The sequence below is a fragment of the Labedella phragmitis genome (genome assembly GCF_004078635.1).
Taxonomy (GTDB): Bacteria; Actinomycetota; Actinomycetes; order Actinomycetales; family Microbacteriaceae; genus Labedella; species Labedella phragmitis.
The window spans coordinates 203124-221445 of record NZ_RZNB01000004.1 but is presented as its reverse complement, the minus strand read 5'-3'; the positions used below and the strand labels follow the sequence as shown (position 1 = coordinate 221445).

At 68.7% G+C, this 18322-nt stretch carries 19 protein-coding genes; 13 read left to right on the top strand and 6 right to left on the bottom strand.

All coding sequences use genetic code 11. The features are described 5' to 3' along the window. Positions 1–26: 26 nt before the first annotated feature. On the bottom strand, positions 27–974 hold the full coding sequence (gene coaA, locus ELQ90_RS11480) for a type I pantothenate kinase (RefSeq protein ID WP_128495419.1): 948 nt from the start codon (positions 972–974) through the stop codon (positions 27–29). A gap of 33 nt (positions 975–1007) precedes the next feature. On the opposite strand from coaA, the gene glmS reads away from it, so the two are divergent. The 9 genes from glmS to ELQ90_RS11435 all read left to right on the top strand — a co-directional run bounded on the left by glmS (position 1008) and on the right by ELQ90_RS11435 (position 7935). Continuing rightward, positions 1008–2858 carry a glutamine--fructose-6-phosphate transaminase (isomerizing) gene (glmS, locus tag ELQ90_RS11475; RefSeq protein ID WP_128495418.1) on the top strand — a complete coding sequence of 617 codons (1851 nt, stop codon included), beginning with the start codon at positions 1008–1010 and terminating at the stop codon, positions 2856–2858. 22 nt (positions 2859–2880) lie between these two features. After that, positions 2881–3243, top strand: coding sequence for a holo-ACP synthase (locus tag ELQ90_RS11470; protein WP_128495417.1), 363 nt, complete (start codon positions 2881–2883; stop codon positions 3241–3243). Further along, positions 3240–4355: an alanine racemase gene (gene alr / locus ELQ90_RS11465; RefSeq protein ID WP_128495416.1), complete on the top strand. Its 1116-nt coding sequence runs from the start codon at positions 3240–3242 to the stop codon at positions 4353–4355. Before ELQ90_RS11470 ends, alr begins: the two co-directional genes overlap by 4 nt. Beyond that, entirely contained in the window at positions 4352–4876 is a 525-nt protein-coding gene (tsaE, locus tag ELQ90_RS11460; RefSeq protein ID WP_128495415.1) for a tRNA (adenosine(37)-N6)-threonylcarbamoyltransferase complex ATPase subunit type 1 TsaE, read from the top strand. Before alr ends, tsaE begins: the two co-directional genes overlap by 4 nt. 10 nt (positions 4877–4886) lie before the next feature. Next, positions 4887–5501: a tRNA (adenosine(37)-N6)-threonylcarbamoyltransferase complex dimerization subunit type 1 TsaB gene (gene tsaB, locus ELQ90_RS11455; protein WP_128495414.1), complete on the top strand. Its 615-nt coding sequence runs from the start codon at positions 4887–4889 to the stop codon at positions 5499–5501. After that, positions 5498–5992 carry a ribosomal protein S18-alanine N-acetyltransferase gene (gene rimI, locus ELQ90_RS11450; RefSeq protein WP_341810322.1) on the top strand — a complete coding sequence of 165 codons (495 nt, stop codon included), beginning with the start codon at positions 5498–5500 and terminating at the stop codon, positions 5990–5992. Before tsaB ends, rimI begins: the two co-directional genes overlap by 4 nt. Then, entirely contained in the window at positions 5989–7047 is a 1059-nt protein-coding gene (gene tsaD / locus ELQ90_RS11445; RefSeq protein WP_128495413.1) for a tRNA (adenosine(37)-N6)-threonylcarbamoyltransferase complex transferase subunit TsaD, read from the top strand. The genes rimI and tsaD overlap by 4 nt, the downstream gene beginning before the upstream one ends. Positions 7048–7155: 108 nt before the next feature. After that, on the top strand, positions 7156–7578 hold the full coding sequence (locus tag ELQ90_RS11440; protein WP_128495412.1) for an ABC transporter permease family protein: 423 nt from the start codon (positions 7156–7158) through the stop codon (positions 7576–7578). Between the two features lie 99 nt (positions 7579–7677). Further along, positions 7678–7935: a DUF4190 domain-containing protein gene (locus ELQ90_RS11435; RefSeq protein WP_279432136.1), complete on the top strand. Its 258-nt coding sequence runs from the start codon at positions 7678–7680 to the stop codon at positions 7933–7935. A gap of 18 nt (positions 7936–7953) precedes the next feature. Here the strand turns inward: ELQ90_RS11435 and ELQ90_RS11430 are convergent, their stop codons facing one another. Continuing rightward, entirely contained in the window at positions 7954–9138 is a 1185-nt protein-coding gene (locus ELQ90_RS11430; protein WP_128495410.1) for a THUMP-like domain-containing protein, read from the bottom strand. Positions 9139–9271: 133 nt separating this feature from the next. On the opposite strand from ELQ90_RS11430, the gene groES reads away from it, so the two are divergent. The 3 genes from groES to ELQ90_RS11415 all read left to right on the top strand — a co-directional run bounded on the left by groES (position 9272) and on the right by ELQ90_RS11415 (position 12204). Beyond that, on the top strand, positions 9272–9568 hold the full coding sequence (groES, locus tag ELQ90_RS11425) for a co-chaperone GroES (protein ID WP_128495409.1): 297 nt from the start codon (positions 9272–9274) through the stop codon (positions 9566–9568). Between the two features lie 146 nt (positions 9569–9714). Continuing rightward, positions 9715–10719 carry an EamA family transporter RarD gene (gene rarD, locus ELQ90_RS11420; RefSeq protein ID WP_424980813.1) on the top strand — a complete coding sequence of 335 codons (1005 nt, stop codon included), beginning with the start codon at positions 9715–9717 and terminating at the stop codon, positions 10717–10719. Positions 10720–10851: 132 nt separating this feature from the next. Beyond that, complete coding sequence (locus tag ELQ90_RS11415; RefSeq protein WP_128495408.1) at positions 10852–12204, top strand: ABC transporter substrate-binding protein; 1353 nt, start codon at positions 10852–10854, stop codon at positions 12202–12204. 296 nt (positions 12205–12500) lie between these two features. Here the strand turns inward: ELQ90_RS11415 and ELQ90_RS11410 are convergent, their stop codons facing one another. Genes ELQ90_RS11410 through ELQ90_RS11395 form a run of 4 tightly spaced genes read right to left on the bottom strand, consistent with a single transcriptional unit; the run spans position 12501 to position 16542 of the window. Beyond that, positions 12501–13280: an ABC transporter ATP-binding protein gene (locus ELQ90_RS11410; RefSeq protein WP_128495407.1), complete on the bottom strand. Its 780-nt coding sequence runs from the start codon at positions 13278–13280 to the stop codon at positions 12501–12503. After that, on the bottom strand, positions 13277–14197 hold the full coding sequence (locus ELQ90_RS11405; RefSeq protein WP_128495551.1) for an ABC transporter ATP-binding protein: 921 nt from the start codon (positions 14195–14197) through the stop codon (positions 13277–13279). The genes ELQ90_RS11410 and ELQ90_RS11405 overlap by 4 nt, the downstream gene beginning before the upstream one ends. Positions 14198–14231: 34 nt before the next feature. Then, positions 14232–15212: a branched-chain amino acid ABC transporter permease gene (locus tag ELQ90_RS11400; RefSeq protein ID WP_128495406.1), complete on the bottom strand. Its 981-nt coding sequence runs from the start codon at positions 15210–15212 to the stop codon at positions 14232–14234. Between the two features lie 10 nt (positions 15213–15222). After that, positions 15223–16542, bottom strand: coding sequence for a branched-chain amino acid ABC transporter permease (locus ELQ90_RS11395; protein ID WP_243696144.1), 1320 nt, complete (start codon positions 16540–16542; stop codon positions 15223–15225). A 241-nt stretch (positions 16543–16783) separates the two neighbouring features. Here ELQ90_RS11395 and guaB point away from each other — a divergent pair, with 241 nt between their 5' ends. Continuing rightward, a complete protein-coding gene (guaB, locus tag ELQ90_RS11390) occupies positions 16784–18283 on the top strand; it encodes an IMP dehydrogenase (protein WP_128495404.1) in 1500 nt (499 codons plus the stop codon). Positions 18284–18322: the final 39 nt, after the last annotated feature.

The following is an 18322-nucleotide window of genomic DNA, read 5'->3' as shown; positions in this document are numbered from 1 at the left end:
CCGATCGGCCCCCGAGGCGGCCCGCGTCAGATCTTGCGCAGGAGGACCTTCCGTACCGTGTGGTCGGAGTCCTTCACGAGCACGAGCTTCGCGCGGGCCCGGGTGGGACGGATGTTCTCGACGAGGTTCGGTTCGTTGACGGTCGACCAGAAGTAGCGGGCGCGCTCACGCGCCTCTTCGTCGTCGAGGTCGGAGAAGACCTGGAAATACGAGTTCGGGTTCGTGAAGGCGCCGCGCTTGAGCGCCATGAAGCGCTCCTCGAACCACGTCGCGATATCGGTGGTGCGCGCGTCGACGTAGATGCTGAAGTCGAAGAGGTCGGCGACGCTCATCTGACCACGTACGGGGGGTTGGAGGACGTTGAGTCCTTCGACGATGAGCACGTCCGGTCGGCGGACGACGACGCTCGCCGTCGGCATGATGTCGTAGACGAGGTGCGAGTAGAACGGCGCGCGCACCTCGGGGGCGCCGCTCTTGACCTCGGTCACGAAGCGCAGGAGCGCCCGCCGGTCGTACGACTCCGGAAACCCCTTACGGCTCATGATGCCGCGGCGTTCGAGTTCGGCGTTCGGGTACAGGAAGCCGTCGGTCGTGACGAGCTCGACGTGCGGGGTGTCCGGCCACCGCGACATGAGCTCGCGCAGGAGACGTGACACGGTGGACTTGCCGACGGCGACCGAGCCGGCGACCCCGATCACGAACGGGGTGCGGACGTTGTCCTCGCCGAGGAACGCAGTCCGCTCGTCGTGGAGGCGTTTCGCCGATCGCGCGTAGAGGCTGAGGAGCCGACTGAGGGGGAGGTAGACCTCGGCGACCTCGCGCATGTCGAGCCGGTCCCCGATGCCCCGCAACTGCACGATCTCGGCGTCCGTGAGCGGGGAGACGGCACCCGGTGCCAGTCGAGCCCAGTCGGCGCGGTCGATCTCGTCGAAGGGTGTCGTCTGGGGGTGGGTGGTGGCGCTCGCGTCGGGCATGCAACCGAATCTACTGCGGGTAGGGTGGAGAGCATGTGTGGAATCGTGGGATACGTCGGTCCGCTCGACAGCATCGATGTCCTCATGGGCGGTCTCGGGCGTCTCGAATATCGGGGGTACGACTCCGCCGGCGTCGCGGTCATCGATGGCGACGGGACGATGCACACGCGCAAGCGCGCCGGCAAGCTCGCCGTCCTGAGCGGAGACCTCGCGGCCGGCAACCTGCCCGAGAGCCACACCGGCATCGGCCACACCCGCTGGGCGACGCACGGGGGACCCACCGACGCGAACGCCCACCCGCACCTCGGCGACGACGGCCGTCTGGCCCTCATCCACAACGGCATCATCGAGAACTTCGCGGCCATCAAAGCGGAGCTGCTCGAGCAGGGCGAGACCTTCCGCAGCGAGACCGACACCGAGGTGGCCGCCGTCCTCCTCGGCCGCGAGTACCGCGAGACGGGTGATCTCCGTGCCGCGTTCCGCCGCGTCGTGGGTCGGTTCGAGGGTGCCTTCACGCTCCTCGCCGTACACCAGGCCGAGCCCGGACTCGTCGTGGGCGCTCGTCGCAACTCGCCGCTCGTGATCGGTCTCGGCGACGGGGAGAACTTCCTCGGCTCCGACGTCGCGGCGTTCGTCGAGCACACCCGCCGCGCGCTTGCGATCGGCCAGGACCAGATGGTCGCCATCACGCCGTCGGACGTGGAGATCACGGACTTCGCCGGCAACCCCGTCGAAGCGGAGCCCTTCGAGGTGAGCTGGGACGCGTCCGCCGCGGAGAAGGGCGGCTGGTCGAGCTTCATGGCGAAGGAGATCAGCGAGGAGCCCGAAGCGGTCGCGAAGACCGTCCTCGGGCGCGTCGACGACCACGGCACCGTGACGATCCCGGAGCTCGACGGGCTCGACGAGCTCTTCCTCGACATCGATCGCATCGTCGTGATCGCCTGCGGAACGGCGTCGTACGCCGGCGCCGTCGGGAAGTATGCGATCGAGAAGTGGGCGAAGGTCCCTGTCGACGTCGAGCTGAGCCACGAGTTCCGGTACCGCGAACCCGTCATCACGCCCCGGACTCTCGTCATCTCCATCAGCCAGTCCGGCGAGACCATGGACACGCTCATGGCCGTGAAGTTCGCACGCGAGTCCGGTGCGCGCACCGTCTCGATCTGCAACACGCAAGGCGCGACGATCCCTCGCGAGTCCGACGCGGTCGTCTACACGCACGCGGGTCCCGAGGTCGCCGTCGCGTCCACCAAGGCGTTCGTCGCCCAGATCACCGCGCTCTACCTGTTGGCTCTGCACGTCGCCCGCGTCCGCGGTGCGCTCCCCACCGACGAGATCGCCGCGCAAGCGGCCGAGCTCCAGGCGATCCCCGACAAGATCGCGACGGTCCTCGAGAACAACGAGACCATCGAGCAGCTCGCCCACTGGATGGCCGACACGCGGGCGGTCCTCTTCCTCGGGCGCCACGTCGGCTTCCCGATCGCCATGGAGGGCGCCCTCAAGCTCAAGGAGCTCGCGTACATCCACGCTGAGGGCTTCGCCGCCGGCGAGCTCAAGCACGGACCGATCGCGCTCATCGAGCCCGGCCAGCCCGTCTTCGTCGTCGTCCCGAGCCCGCGCGGCGCTCAGACCATCCACTCGAAGGTCGTCTCGAACATCGAGGAGATCCGTGCGCGCGGAGCCCGCATCATCGCGATCGCGGAGGAGGGCGACGTCGCCGTACTGCCGTCCGCCGACGAGGTCATCCGCATCCCGCTCGCCGGACCGCTGTTCGAGCCGCTCCTGAGCGTCGTTCCGCTCCAGGTCTTCGCGATGGCCCTCGCGACGGCGAAGGGTCTCGACGTCGACCAGCCGCGCAACCTCGCCAAGTCCGTCACGGTCGAGTAGTCCTCGTGACGCAGGTGTCTCCGTGATCGTCGGCATCGGGGTGGACGTCGTCGACCTCGCTCGATTCGAACGGGCGGTGGGGCGCACGCCGCGTTTGCGCGATCGCCTGTTCGCTGAGAGCGAACGGCCGTTGCCGCTTCGTTCCCTCGCCGCGCGATTCGCGGCGAAGGAGGCCCTCATGAAGGCCCTCGGTTCCGCTGAAGGACTCGTGTGGAACGACATAGCGATCGTCTCGGGGGACGGCGGAGCGCCGACGTTCGCGCTCTCCGGCTCTACGGCGCGTGTCGTCGCGGAACGCGGCATCGACGTCCTGCACTTGTCCATGACGCACGATGCCGGAATCGCCATCGCCTACGTCGTGGCCGAGTCGAGGGAGCAGTCGTGAGCGCGCTCCGAGAGGCCGTCGTCGATCTCGACGCCATCTCCTCCAACGTGCGGGCGCTCCGCGAGCACGTCGGTGGGCGACGGGTGATCGGCGTCGTGAAGGCCGACGGATACGGTCATGGAGCTGTCGCCGCGGCTCGCGCGGCCGTGCGCGGCGGGGCCGAGATGCTCGGAACCGCCGACGTGACGGAAGCCCTCGAGTTGCGCGAAGCGGGCATCACGACGCCCATCCTCAGCTGGTTGCACGACCCTGAGGAGGATTTCCACGCCGCTCTCGCGGCCGACGTGCGGATCGGCGTCTCGAGCGCTCGTGAACTCGCACGCGTCGTCGACGCCGCGTCGCCCGATCGACCGGCGCTCGTGCACCTCAAGTTCGACACGGGACTGAGCCGCAACGGCGTCGCGCGTTCGGCCTGGGGAGACGTCGTCGACGCCACGGCGACGGCGGTCCGCGACGGGTCCATCGACCTCGACGGTTGCTTCACCCACCTCTCCAACACGTCGGACGATGACGACCGCGACGCCATCCGTTCCTTCGACGAGGCGCTCGATCTCGTTCGGTCGCGGGGGCTCGCTCCCCGCATGGTGCACGCAGCAGCGACGGCCGCCTCGATCGCGCTTCCGGAGTCGCGGTTCGACACCGTGCGGCTCGGTATCGGGATGTACGGCTTCTCACCCGTGCCCGGGATCGGCGCCGCGGAGCTCGGGCTGCGTCCCGCGATGCGACTCGTGTCACACGTCGCGGCCGTGAAGTCGGTCGACCCGGGCTCCGGCGTCTCCTACGGCTACCGGTACAGGACGCACGACCGCTCGACCCTCGCGCTCGTCCCGATCGGCTACGCCGACGGCGTGCCCCGGCAGGCGTCCTCGCTCGGAGAGGTCTCCATCCGGGGGATCCGGCACCGTGTGGCAGGCCGGATCGCGATGGACCAGTTCGTGGTCGATGTCGGGGAGTCGCCTGTCGAGGTCGGTGACGAGGTCGTGGTGTTCGGGGACCCCGCGACGGGTGTCCCGTCCGCCTCGGAGTGGGGAGCCCACGCCGACACGATCGACTACGACATCGTCACGAGGATCGGCCGACGGGTCCGTCGGACCTATGTGGGGTTCGAATGATCGAGGCCGCGCGGCACGTCGTGGAGACGGCCGAGGACATGCATGCGCTCGGTGTGGAGCTGGGCTCGCGCTTGGCGGCCGGGGACCTCGTCGTCCTCACCGGACCGCTCGGTGCGGGCAAGACGACTCTCACTCGCGGCATCGGAGAGGGGCTGGGGGTGCGGGGGCCCGTGCAGTCGCCGACCTTCGTCATCGCGCGGACTCATCCGAGCCTCGTGGGCGGTGCGCCGCTCGTGCACGTCGACGCCTACCGCTTGGGCGACCCGCGGGAGTTCGACGACCTGGACCTCGATCTGGACCGTTCGGTCGTCGTGGTCGAGTGGGGGCGCGACGTCGTGGCGACGGTCGCCGACGAATGGATCGACATCGAGATCGAGCGCCCCACCGGTGGAGCGGACGACCAGGAGTCGGAGACCGTGGCGCCCGCCGGCTCCGACTCCGTTGACGCCGTCGACGCCGATGTCGCCGACGAGCCGCGAGTCGTCGTCGTGACCGCCGGTCGCGCCCTTCCGCGCGGGTAGGCTGGCAGGCGTGATTCTCGCGATCGACTCGTCCATCGGGACGTCCGTCGCGCTCTGCGATCCGTCGGGACGTCTCGCGTCGGCGCGCTCCGAAGCTGGGCACTTGACGCACGCCGAGGTCGTCGGAGCCCTCATCGGCGGTGTCCTCGAGGACGCCGGAGTCGGCCCCGCCGAGGTGAGCGCCGTCGCGAGCGGGATGGGTCCTGGCCCCTTCACGGGGCTCCGCATCGGGATCGCCGCCGCTCGCGCGTTCGGCGTCGCCCGTCGTGTTCCCGTCGTGCCCGTCCTGAGCCACGATGCGATCGCGGCGGCTCGCCTCGAGTCCCCGATCGCGGGAGAACTCGTCGTCGTGACGGACGCCCGCCGGCGCGAGGTGGCCTGGACCCGCTACTCGGGTGTCGACCCCTCGGGGCCCGTGCGTATCGGCGGACCCGAACTCGCTCCGCGCGACGTCTTCGAGGTCCTCGACGCCGAGCGGCTCGACGCGATGGACGTGCCTGCCGAGTTCGTCGCGCGTCTCGCGGCGCTGACCCTCGCCGGTCGCCGCGCGGGCGAGGCCGACGAGCCCGTCTACCTGAGGGCGCCGGACGTGACGCTCTCCTCCCGGAAGCGGGTGACCCCGTGACGGTGTCGATGCGACCGGCCGCGGTCGAGGATCTCGAGGAGATCCTGGCCCTCGAGGAGGACACGTTCGTGAGCGACGCCTGGTCGCGGCCCCAGATGGCGTCGGAACTCGCGAGTCCGCACACGAGCTACCTCGTCGTCGTCGACGACGTGGAGGGCGTCGTCGGGTACGGCGGTGTCCTCGCGCCGAGCGGTTCCGAGGACGCGGATATCCAGACGATCGCCGTGGCGCCCTCGTTCCGCCGAGCCGGGCTCGGGCGGGCCATCATGGCAGAACTCATCGGCGCGGCACGGCTCGCCGGTGCCGAGCGGGTGTTTCTCGAGGTCCGGGAGGACAATCCCGCGGCGCGGGCCCTCTACGCCGACCTCGGGTTCGTCGCGATCGGCGTGCGCCCGCACTACTACCAGCCGGACGACGTCGACGCGATCGTGATGCGACTCGAGTTCGAGCCGCCCGCCGATGCGGGTGTCGGCCCCGTGGGAGCGTCATGACCACCCGCGAGCCGCTCGTCCTCGGGATCGAGACGAGCTGCGACGAGACCGGCATCGGTATCGTGCGCGGCCGACGGCTGCTGTCCAACCGCATCGCCTCGTCGATGGACGAGCACGCCCGGTACGGGGGAGTCGTCCCCGAGGTCGCAGCCCGCGCCCACCTGGAGGCGCTCGTCCCCACCATCGACGCCGCTGTCGCGGAGGCGGGTGTCGAGCTCGATGAGCTCGACGCCGTCGCCGTGACGATCGGACCCGGCCTCGCCGGCGCGCTCATGGTGGGAGTGGGTGCGGCGAAGGCACTGGCCGTGGGGCTCGGCAAACCGCTCTACGCGGTCAACCATCTCGTCGGTCACGTCGGAGCCGATCTCCTCACTCCCGACAGCGGGCGCATCGAATACCCCACTGTGGCCCTCCTGGTCTCGGGCGGCCACACGTCCCTCCTCCTCGTGCGCGACCTCGTCGACGACGTCGAACTGCTCGGCGAGACCATCGACGACGCGGCGGGGGAGGCGTTCGACAAGGTGGCGAGGGTGCTGGGGCTCCCGTACCCGGGCGGACCCGAGATCGACAGGGCGGCAGCGACCGGGGACCCTGCAGCGATCCGTTTCCCCCGCGGTCTCACGGCACCGAAGGATCTCGACCGCCACCGCTACGACTTCTCGTTCTCCGGTCTCAAGACCGCCGTCGCCCGCTGGGTCGAGAAGCGCGAAGCGGACGGCGACCCGGTTCCCGTGGCCGACGTGGCGGCGTCGTTCCGCGAGGCCGTCGTCGACGTCCTCGTCTCGAAGGCGCTCGCCGCGTGCCGCGACACGGGCGTCCCGCGTCTGCTCCTCGGCGGCGGCGTCGTCGCCAACCGGCGGCTCCGGGACGTCGCCGCGCAACGCGCGGCCGAAGCGGGCGTCGACCTGCGCATCCCGCCGCTCGATCTCTGCACCGACAACGGAGCGATGATCGCCGTGCTCGCCGCGGAGCGCATCCGGGCGGGACACGCGCCGTCGTCGCAGCTCGCTGCGGCGGATTCCACGCTCCCGGTGACCCTGATCCAGGTACCGTGAGACGTGGCGGCTCGCCCGCCCAGCGTCCGCTGAGCGCCCGTCATCGCCCGGCTCGTTCCCCGCTCGTTCTTCGTCCCCTGCTCGCTCGTCCGTCCCGAGGAGGACCCCGTGACCGATCCCCGATACCAGGAGCCCGCGTCGCAGCCCTTCGCGGCGCCGTCGAACCCCGGATTCGCCCCGCCTCCAGCCGGGGGCCAGCCGGCCGGGCACCCGGCCGGCCCGCAATTCGCGGCGCCGCCCGCCGGGCAGCCCTGGCCGGTGGCGGGATCCGTCCCCTTCACGCCTCACCGGCGATCGGCGACCCGGTCCGCCGTCGCGGGCCTCGTGCTCTCGATCCTCGGCGCGCTCATCGGCCTCGCGATCGGGTGGGGCTTTCCCCTGTCGATCATCGGTCTGGTGCTCGCCCTCCGGAATCGCCGGGAGCCGGGTGCCTCACGCACGATCTCGACGTGGTCGATCGTGCTCGCCGCCGTGAGCGGGCTGGCGTCCGTCGGTTGGCTCGCCTACAGCCTGGTCCACATCCTCGCGTAGCAGCAGGGGTATGGGCAGCAGGCGACGGGCTACCCGCCGTATCAGCAGCCGAACGGCTACGCCGCGTATCCGCCAGCCGCTCCGACCGACACCCTCGCGATCGTCACGATCATCGCCGCGTTCGTCATGCCGATCGTCGGCATCGTGACGGGGCACATCGCGCTCTCGCAGCTCCGCACGTCGGGCGAGCAGGGGGCCGGCCCGGCGAAGGCCGGCCTCATCATCTCCTACATCAACGCGGGCCTCGTCGTCGTCATCGTGGTGCTCTCGGTCATCGTGGTGCTCTCGGTCGTCGCGCCGCTCTTCTTCCTCGCGATGATGGCACCCATCCTCGGATCGATCCCCACGAGTACCTGAGAGAGTGGGACGCCGTCCTCAGACGCGCTCGGCGAGCAGCGCGCGGTGCCGACCGGCGACGCGCGTGAGCACGACCGTCGCGGAGTTCGGTCCCGACAGTGCCATGCGCTTCCGGAAGACCGCCGGATCGATGTCCGCCCCGCGCTTCTTCACCTCGAGCACCCCGACCTTCCGGGTCCGCAACTCGCGTTTCACCGTCTTCTCGTCGAGCGGGAGATCCGCGACGATGCGGAACGCTGCCGCGAACGGGGTCGCGACCCGCTCGTCGGACGTCAGGTAGGCGATGCGATCGCTCACCATGCCGGCGCCGATGCGACGCCCGAGGTCCCCGATCAGGCGGGCTCGGATGACGGCTCCGTCCGGTTCGTAGAGGTACTCGCCCAGGGTGCGGACGGATTCGTCCTCGCTGTCGGTGGACGCCGACAGCTCGTTCGTGCCGTCGTCGGAGACGACGAGAGCCGATCGACGCACGCCATGGCGTGCGAGCGGGCCGGACCAGACGCCGAGCTCCACGACGTCACCGTCGACGCTCACCCACTGAGCCTCGGACCCCGCGGGGATGCGTGCGCGGTCGAAACCCGGCCCGAGCTTGACGCCCACGGGCATCCGCTCGGCGAGCCCCCACAGCCACGACAACGACGGCGAGTAGTCGTCGGGATCGGTGAGACGGGCGGTTTCGACGTGTCCGGCCGTCCGCCGGGCGGGGTCGGCGAAAACGGCGTCGAAGACCGCCACGTCGATGTCGGCCGCCTCCGAGCGCACGACGGTGGAGCCAGGGAACGGAGCGAGGTTGTAGCTCGCGATCGCCGCGGTGACCTCGTCGCGTTCGACCCCGGTGACGGCGAGGTCGAGGCTCGCGAGGGCGAGTGCGTCGCCACCGATGCCGCAGCCCAGATCCACGACCGAGTGCAGCCCCGCCGACGCGTAGCGACCGGCGTGGAGGGCGGCGACGCGCAAGCGCGTCGCCTGCTCGAGTCCGGCGGGGGTGAAGAGCATGCGGTCGGCGAACGGTCCGAACTTCCGGCGCGCCTTCGAGCGCAAGCGCGCCTGACCGATGACGGCGGCGACGAGAGCGGGGGAGTGGCCCTCGGCGCGCAGTCGCGACACCGTCGTGAGGATGTCCATCGGCCGTTCGAACGACACGGAGTCGAGGAGTGTGAGACCCTCTGGCGTGAGCAGTTCCACGAGTTCCGCTCTGTCCATCCCGCAACGCTACCAGCGCGTGTACGAGTGCTGGCACTCACGTTGCACGAGTGCCAGCGCATCCGTAGACTGGCGTTAGCACTCTCAGGGTGAGGGTGCTAACTTCAGTCTTCGCACAAGAAAGAGGTCAACCGTGTCGGTCTCCATCAAGCCGCTCGAGGATCGCATCGTCATCCAGCAGGTCGAGGCGGAGCAGGTGACTGCTTCCGGTCTGGTCATCCCGGACACCGCCAAGGAGAAGCCCCAGGAGGGTGAAGTCGTCGCCGTCGGCCCCGGCCGCATCGACGACAACGGGAACCGCGTTCCGCTCGACGTCGCCGTCGGCGACCGGGTGCTCTACTCCAAGTACGGCGGAACCGAGGTGAAGTTCGGCGGTGACGAGTTCCTCGTCCTGTCCGCTCGCGACGTCCTCGCTGTCGTCGTCCGCTGACGATCCTCTTCAGCCCGACGGGCCCGCTCGACTCCGGTCGAGCGGGCCCGTCTCGTTTCCCGCGGCGCTCGAATCCGGCGGGATCTCGCGGGTGGAGGGCCGCCAGATGCGACCGGTCGATCGATGCCCGCCGGTAGGATCGGACGGTGACGAGACGGGGAACGGAGATCGGCGCATCGCCGACGAACGGCCCCGGAGGTGTCGAGGCCCACGGCGGGCTCGCGTACGCGGCGGGCGCCTACGTGTTGTGGGGCCTGCTCCCCGTGTTCTTCCTCCTGCTCGTCCCGGCCGGCCCCATCGAGGTGGTCGCCTGGCGAATCGTCTTCTCCCTCGTGTTCTGCCTTGCGCTGCTGCTCGTGACGCGCACGTGGGGCCGGCTCCTCGCGATCCTCCGGGACCGACGCACCATGGCGGTCATGGTGGTCGCGTCCCTCCTCATCTTCGTGAACTGGCAGACGTACGTCCTCGGAGCGCTCACCGGCCACGTCGTCGATGCGGCGCTCGGATATTTCATCAACCCGATCTTCACGGTCATCATCGGCGTCGTCCTCCTGCGCGAACGGTTGCGTCGCGCCCAGTGGGTCGCCGTGGGGATCGCGACCGTCGCGGTGGTCGTGCTCGCCGTCGGCTACGGGGACGTGCCGTGGATCGCGCTCATCCTCGCGACGTCGTTCTCGCTCTACGGGTACATCAAGAAGCGCGTCGGCGGCACCGTGGACGCGCTGTCCGGGCTCACCGTCGAGAGCCTCACCCTCATCCCTCTCGCGGTCGCTGGGCTCGTCCTCGTGTCGCTGACGACGGGCATCACCTTCGGTGCAGCGGGCCCCGCCCACGTCGTGCTCCTCGTGTTGTCGGGAGTCATCACCGCGGTGCCCCTCCTTTTCTTCGCCTCGGCTTCCCGGCGGCTCCCGCTCGTCACGATGGGGCTCGTGCAGTTCCTCGCCCCCGTCCTCCAGTTCATCGTCGGGGTGGCCATCCAGCATGAGGACATGCCCCTCGAGCGATGGGTCGGGTTCGGCCTCGTCTGGGTCGCCCTCGTCGTCCTCGTCGTCGATCTCGTGCTCGCGAGCCGATCACCGCGAACTCCGGTGTCGCGCCGTTCCGCCGCGACGGATTCCGCAGGAAGCACACCCGTCGACCGCGGAATGTAACGATTGGGTCGCGTTACACGGCCGTAACAGGACCGTATTGTTTCTGGTTCGGCCCGCCATTAGCTTTGGCTGCACGCGTCGGTAGACCCTGCCGCCGCGATCTTCTCTATTTGAGGTAATTGAAGGAGCACCATGAGCGCATTCGCGAGCCCCTCGCGTTCACTCCGCCGACGCGTCGGCGTCGGTATCGCCACGGTCGGTATCGGCACGCTGCTGCTGACCGCCTGTTCGGCAACCGGCGGAGGAACCGACGAGGAAGAGCCCGACGCGAGCACGACGGCATGTGGACCCGAAGCCGCCGAGACCACGACGGAGCTCGAGCCCGCGGAGATCACCGCGGCTCAGGACCGCGAGACGACCCTGACCCTCGGCTCGATCCTGCCCACGACGGGAACGCTCGCGTTCCTCGGCCCGCCCGAGATCGCGGGCGTCGACCTCGCCATCGCGGACATCAACGCGTCCGAGACCGGTGTGCTCGGCGGAAACGCCGCCGTCATCCACCGCGACTCGGGTGACACCACGACGGACATCGCGACGCAGTCGGCGACCGACCTGCTCAGCCAGGGCGTGTCCGGCATCGTCGGTGCCGCGTCCTCCGGCGTCTCGTTCACCTTCATCGACCAGGTCACGGGCGCTCAGGTCGTCCAGATCTCGCCGGCGAACACCTCGCCCGACTTCACGACCTACGACGACGGCGGCTACTACTGGCGCACCGCGCCGTCCGACGTCCTCCAGGGGCGCGTGCTCGGCAACCTCATGGTCGATGACGGCGCGACCAATATCGGTCTCCTCTACCTCAACGACGCGTACGGTACCGGCCTCGCCGAGAACGTGAAGACGGCCGTCGAGTCGGCCGGCGGAACGATCGTCGCCGAAGAGGCGTTCAACGAGGGTGACAGCCAGTTCAGCTCGCAGATCGACGCCGTCATGGCGGAGGACCCCGACGCCATCGCGCTTATCGCGTTCGACCAGACGAAGGTCATCGTCCCCGAGCTCGTCGGCACCCAGGGCTTCCCGGGTGAGGACGTCTACTTCGTCGACGGCAACCTCGCCGACTACTCGGCCGACTTCGACGAGGGCACCCTCAACTGTGCTCAGGGCACCCTCCCCGGCGTGCTCGCGAACGACGACTTCAAGTCGCGCCTCCTCGGCATCAACTCCGAGCTGACCGACTACAGCTACGCCGCGGAGTCCTACGACGCCGTCATGCTCATGGCTCTCGCCGCGATCGCCGCGGACGACGCCTCGGGCCCCGGCATCCAGAGCCAGCTGCAGGCCGTCTCCGCCGAGGGTGAGAAGTGCGAGTCGTTCGACGCGTGCGCCACGCTCCTCGCCGACGGCACGGACATCGACTACGACGGTGTCTCCGGTCCGATCACGTTCGACGAGAACGGTGACCCGACCGAGGCCTACATCGGCATCTACCAGTACGGCGAGGGCAACACCTACGCCCCCGTGACGAGCGAGTTCGGCTCGCTCGGCTAAGTCGCTCCACCTCCACGACGGGGCGTCGGATCTTCGGATCCGGCGCCCCGTTCGTGTCGCCAGGGCGCACCTCCGGCCGGTATCCGAGTAGTGTCTTCGGACTGAGGATCCCCGGCGATGGCCGCGGAGGGGCGAGGTGGGCGCGCTGCGAGGGCGCGCACGGGCTCGTCATGCGTCATCGACGCGCGGAGAGCGTCCTCAAGAAGCGCTCACGACGTCGTGGACGTGGTGGACGCACGAGGAAGGCCCCCGGACAACGTCCGGGGGCCTTCCTCGTGCGTGGGCGCAGACGCGTTCTAGTGCCCCTGATCCGCCGCGAGCGTCCCGAGGTAGAGCTCGATGACCTTCGGGTCCTGGGCGAGCTCCTTGCCCGTGCCCGTGTACGCGTCGCGGCCCTGGTCGAGGACATACGCCCGGTCGCAGATCTGCAGGCAGCGGCGCGCGTTCTGCTCGACCATGATGACCGAGACGCCAGCCCGGTTGATCTGGTGGACGCGCAGGAACGTCTCGTCCTGTCGGACGGGGGAGAGTCCGGCCGACGGTTCGTCGAGCAGGAGCACGGACGGGTCGATCATGAGCGCTCGGCCCATGGCCACCATCTGTCGCTCGCCTCCCGACAGGGAACCCGCCCGCTGCTTGCGGCGCGAGCCGAGCTCCGGGAACAACGTGGCGACGAACTCGAACCGCTCGGCGAAGAGCGAGGGCTTGAGGAAGAGCCCCATCTCGAGGTTCTCCTCGATCGTGAGCGTCGGGAAGACGTTGTTGTTCTGGGGGACCATGCCGACGCCCTTCGCGACGAGCTTGTTCGCCTTGAGCCCCGTGATGTCCTCGCCCTTGAGCGTGACCTTGCCGCCGCGGATGTTCACCTGGCCGAAGATCGCCTTGAGGAGCGTCGACTTGCCGGCGCCGTTCGGACCGATGATGCCGATGAGCTCGCCGGGGTAGGCGTCGATCGAGCAGCCGTTCAGGATGTTGACGCCCGGGAGGTAACCGCCGACGAGGTCCTCGGTGCGGAGGACCGCCTCGGGACGCTCGGCCGTCGCGGTACCGGACGCCTGGATGCTCGCGTCGCTCATGACTTGTCCTCCTCGTGGTGCTTGTGCTCGTGGACCTCTTCGGCTGCGGCCCGCGCATCCTCGACGAGGTCGGGACCGCCCGTGAGGTCGCCGAGATCCGTGTCGTGGTGAGCGCCGAGGTACGCGTCGATCACCGCGGGGTCCTTCATCACCGTCTCCGGCGGGCCTTCGGCGACGACTTTGCCCTCGGCCATGACGATGACCCAGTCGGAGATGTGCGTGACCATGTGCATGTCGTGCTCGACGAACAGGACGGACGTACCGTCCGACTTCAGGTTCTTGATGTGGCCGAGGAGCGATTGCGTCAGGGCCGGGTTCACACCCGCCATGGGCTCGTCGAGCATGATGAGCTCCGGATCGCTCATGAGCGCGCGTGCCATTTCGAGGAGCTTGCGCTGACCGCCCGAGAGCGATGCGGCGTAGTCCTCACGCTTCGCGTCGAGCTTGAACCGTGCGAGCAGCTCGTCGGCCTTGATCGTGATCTCGGCCTCCCGCGACTTCCACAGCGGACGCACGAGAGCCGTGAAGATGTTCTCACCGGGCTGCTTCGTCGCCCCGAGCAGCATGTTCTGCAGCACCGTCAGGCGGCCGAGCGACTTCGTGAGCTGGAACGTCCGCACCATGCCGGCACGCGCGACCTTGAACGCGGGCACTCCCGCGAGGGAGCGGCCGTTGAAGTTCCACGTCCCGGTGTTGGGCTTGTCGAAGCCGGTGAGGAGGTTGAACATCGTCGTCTTGCCGGCGCCGTTCGGGCCGATGAGTGCCGTGATCTTCCCACGCGGGATCTCGAGGTGCGCGACGTCGACGGCGGTGAGGCCGCCGAAGGTCCGTGAGACGCCGTCGGCGACGACGATCGGGTCGACCTTCGCACATCCGGGGCCGACGGTGCCCGACACGAGCGGGTGGGTCGAAGGGATGGCGGGCGCCGTCGTTCCACCCGCGGCGTTGTCGCTAGACACTGAAGCTCAGCTCCTTCTTGTTGCCGAAAATGCCCTGTGGTCTGAAGATCACGAGCAGCATGAGGGCCAGCCCCACGAGCATGAAGCGGATCTGGCCCGCTTGCGTCGTGGACAGGAATCCGAGGAATCCGGACTCGATGGCGCCGTAGAGCACGCCCTGGGTGAGGGAGAGGACGACCCAGAAGATCATCGCGCCGATGATGGGACCGAAGATCGTTGCCGCTCCGCCGAGGAGCATGATCGTCCAGATGAAGAACGTCAGGCCGGTCGTGTAGTTCGCGGGCTGGACGGCGCGGGGGAGGATGAAGATGATGCCGGCGATCGACCCCATGACTCCACCCATGACGAGTGCCTGCATCTTGTACGAGAAGACGTTCTTGCCGAGGCTGCGCACGGCGTCCTCGTCCTCACGGATGCCCTTCACGATGCGGCCCCACGGGCTGCGCATGAGCAGGAAGACGAGGACGCTCGCGAGGATCACGAGGCCCCAGCCGACGATGCGTACCCACCAGTCGTAGGAGTTGTAGGTGAACGGTCCGAAGCCGTATGTGCCCTCGGGGAGCGGATTGCTCGCGGCGAAGGTTCCCTTGAACCCGCTCAGACCGTTCGCCGCTCCGGTGACCTCCGTCAGTCCGGTCGTCGTCACGATGTACCGGACGACCTCAGCGGCGGCGATCGTCACGATGGCCAGGTAGTCCGCGCGCAACCTCAGCGTTGGGATCCCGAGGAACAGTGCGAACAGGACGGACGCGATGAGAGCGCACAGGATCGCGACGGGCAGCGGCGCGCCGAACTCGATCGTCGGGATCGCGAACCCGTACGCCCCGATGAGCATGAAGGCCGCTTGACCGAAGTTCAGCAGGCCGGTGTAGCCGAAGTGCACGCCGAGGCCGATGGCGGCGAGGGCGTAGGCCGCGGTGGTCGGGCTGATGAGCTCGCCGACGGCGTTGCCGAGAATGTTTCCCCAGTCCATGATTTCCTTCCTAGCCGATCCGCTCGCGGCGGCCGAGAATGCCCTGAGGGCGCAGCAGCAGAACGAAGATCAAGACGATGAGTGCGGCCGCGTACTTGAGGTCTGCGGGGATGACGAGAGTGGACAGCTCGACGAAGAGGCCGACCACGATCGAGCCGACGAGCGCCCCATACGCCGAGCCGAGCCCGCCGAGGGTCACCGCCGCGAACATCAGGAGCAGGACCTGGAAGCCCATGTCCCACGAGACCTGGCGGTAGAGGGCGAGCATGACGCCGGCGAGAGCGGCGAGACCGCCGGCAATGACCCAGACGATGCGGATGATGCGGTCGACGTCGATTCCCGACGCCGCCGCGAGTGCCGCGTTGTCGGACACCGCGCGGGTCGCTTTGCCGATGCGCGTCCGTGTGAGGAAGAGCGCGACGGCCACGAGCACGACGACCGACAGCACCATGCTGAGGATCGATCCCGTCGTGATGCGCACCGGCCCGAGGACGACGGCGTCGGAGAGCCCGACATTCATCGTCTTCGTGTCGCCGCCGACGTTGAAGAGGTAGAAGTAGCGCAAAAGGAGCGCGAGCCCGATGCTCACGATCATCGCCTGGACGAGCTTCACGCCCTTCTTGCGCAGCGGACGCCAGAGGACCGTGTCCTGCACGTACCCGAACGCTGCTCCGAGGATGACCACGATGGGGATCGCGATGAAGATGTTGAGCCCGAGGAGGACGGCGAAGACCCAGGCGAGGATGCCGCCGAACGTCACGAGCTCGCCGTGGGCGAAGTTGTTGAGGCCCGTGGTGCCGAAGATGAGGGTGATGCCGATCGCCGCGAGGGCGACCAGCAGACCGAAGTTGAGGCCCGAGACCAATCGCTGCATGAAGAGGTCGAAGAATCCCGAGGTCTGTCGGGTGTCCTCTCCGAGGGGGAAGAGGCGGGAGATGCTGCTCGTCTGCCACTCGTCCGCGGACACGTCCGCGCTCGTGCGGTCGGGATCGCGGAGTTCGATCCCGTCGGGGAGCGTGTCCGTGTCGAGGGTGACCGTGTAATCGCCCTTCTCGGGGACCTCGACGCTCCAGCGGCCGTTCTCGTCGGACGTCGCCGTCTCGGAGAACCCGCCACCCTCGACGTCGATGTCGACGCCCTCGACGGGCTCGTCACCGTCGCGGAGGATTCCGCCGATGGAGAGGACGGGACCCGCGGGCTCCTCACTGGGGTCGGTGGATGCCGACGCCGCCGACGTGCCGATACCGAGGAGCGCGAGCGCCGCGAAGAGCGTCGCGAGGACGAGGGCGACGGGCCGCGGGACGAGTCCCGTTGTTCTAGCTGCGTGCAAGGATTTACCTCCAAGAGGGCGACGGCGTTGTCGCCGGTGCCTCGTCCAGTGCCATGTGACGGTGCTTGAGGCTACGTCCTCTACATGACGGTCATGTTTCGCGCCGTAGTCGAAAGGCGTGCCGTAATTATGCACTGTGGGAATAGCCGAGCGTGTATTGAGCTTTAAGATGGAACAAACCGGCCGGGCCCGATGACTGCGCCCGCTCGACCGCGGGAACATCGCACACTGAGAGGCGCCAATGGACACCGACCCCTTCGGCTTTATCGGACTCACCTACGACGACGTCATGCTGCTTCCGGCGCACACCGACGTCATCCCGAGCGAGGCGGACACGTCGTCTCGGCTCACGAAGCGCATCAGGGTCGCGACACCGATCCTGTCGAGCGCCATGGACACGGTGACGGAGGCGCGCATGGCGATCGCCATGGCGCGCGAGGGCGGCATCGGGATCATCCATCGCAACCTCTCGATCGCCGATCAGGCCGAGATGGTCGATCGCGTGAAGCGCAGCGAGTCCGGAATGATCACGAATCCCGTCACGACGACTCCCGACGCGACGGTCGCAGAGGTCGACGCCCTGTGCGGGCAGTTCCGCGTGTCGGGTCTGCCGGTCATCAACGCCGACGGAACGCTCGTCGGCATCGTCACGAACCGCGACATGCGATTCGTCGCGAGCTTCGAGAAGTCGACGACCAAGGTCTCGGATGTCATGACGAGCGACGGGCTCATCACGGGCCCCGTCGGCATCAGCCCAGAGGACGCCGTGGCGCTCCTCGCCCAGCACCGCATCGAGAAGCTGCCGCTCGTGGACGAGGCCGGCAAGCTCAAGGGCCTCATCACGGTCAAGGACTTCGACAAGAGCGAGAAGTACCCCCTCGCGACGAAGGACGAGAACGGCCGCTTGCGCGTCGGTGCCGCGATCGGCTTCTTCGGCGACGCCTGGCAGCGCGCCCTCGCGCTCCTCGACGCGGGAGTCGACGTGCTCGTCGTCGATACGGCGAACGGCGACTCCGCCGGCGTCATCGACCTCATCCGTCGGCTGAAGTCCGACCCAGCCTTCGCGGGCGTCGACGTCATCGGCGGCAACGTCGCCACGCGCGAAGGCGCTCGCGCCATCGCCGAGGCCGGAGCCGACGCCATCAAGGTCGGCGTCGGACCGGGCTCCATCTGCACGACGCGCGTCGTCGCCGGCGTCGGCGTCCCGCAGGTCACGGCGGTCTACGAGGCCTACCTCGCCGCACGCGAGTACGACGTCCCGGTCATCGCGGACGGCGGCCTGCAGTACTCGGGCGACATCGCGAAGGCCATGGTCGCCGGAGCCGAGACCGTCATGCTCGGGTCGCTCCTCGCGGGCTGCGACGAGAGCCCCGGAGACCTCGTCTTCGTGAACGGCAAGCAGTTCAAGAACTACCGCGGCATGGGTTCGCTCGGTGCCATGCAAACGCGGGGCGAGCGCACCTCGTACTCGAAGGACCGCTACTTCCAGGCGGACGTGCCGAGCGACGACAAGCTCATCCCCGAGGGCATCGAGGGTCAGGTGCCCTACCGGGGACCGCTCTCCGCCGTCGCCTACCAGCTCATCGGCGGGCTCCGGCAGTCGATGTTCTACGTCGGCGCCCGCACGATCGAGGAGCTGAAGCAGCGCGGCAAGTTCGTGCGCATCACGGCGGCCGGTCTCAAGGAATCGCACCCGCACGACGTGCAGATCGTCGTCGAGGCGCCGAACTACCGCCGCTGAGAAACGCGACGCCACCGCATCCCGGTGGTGCTCCGATCG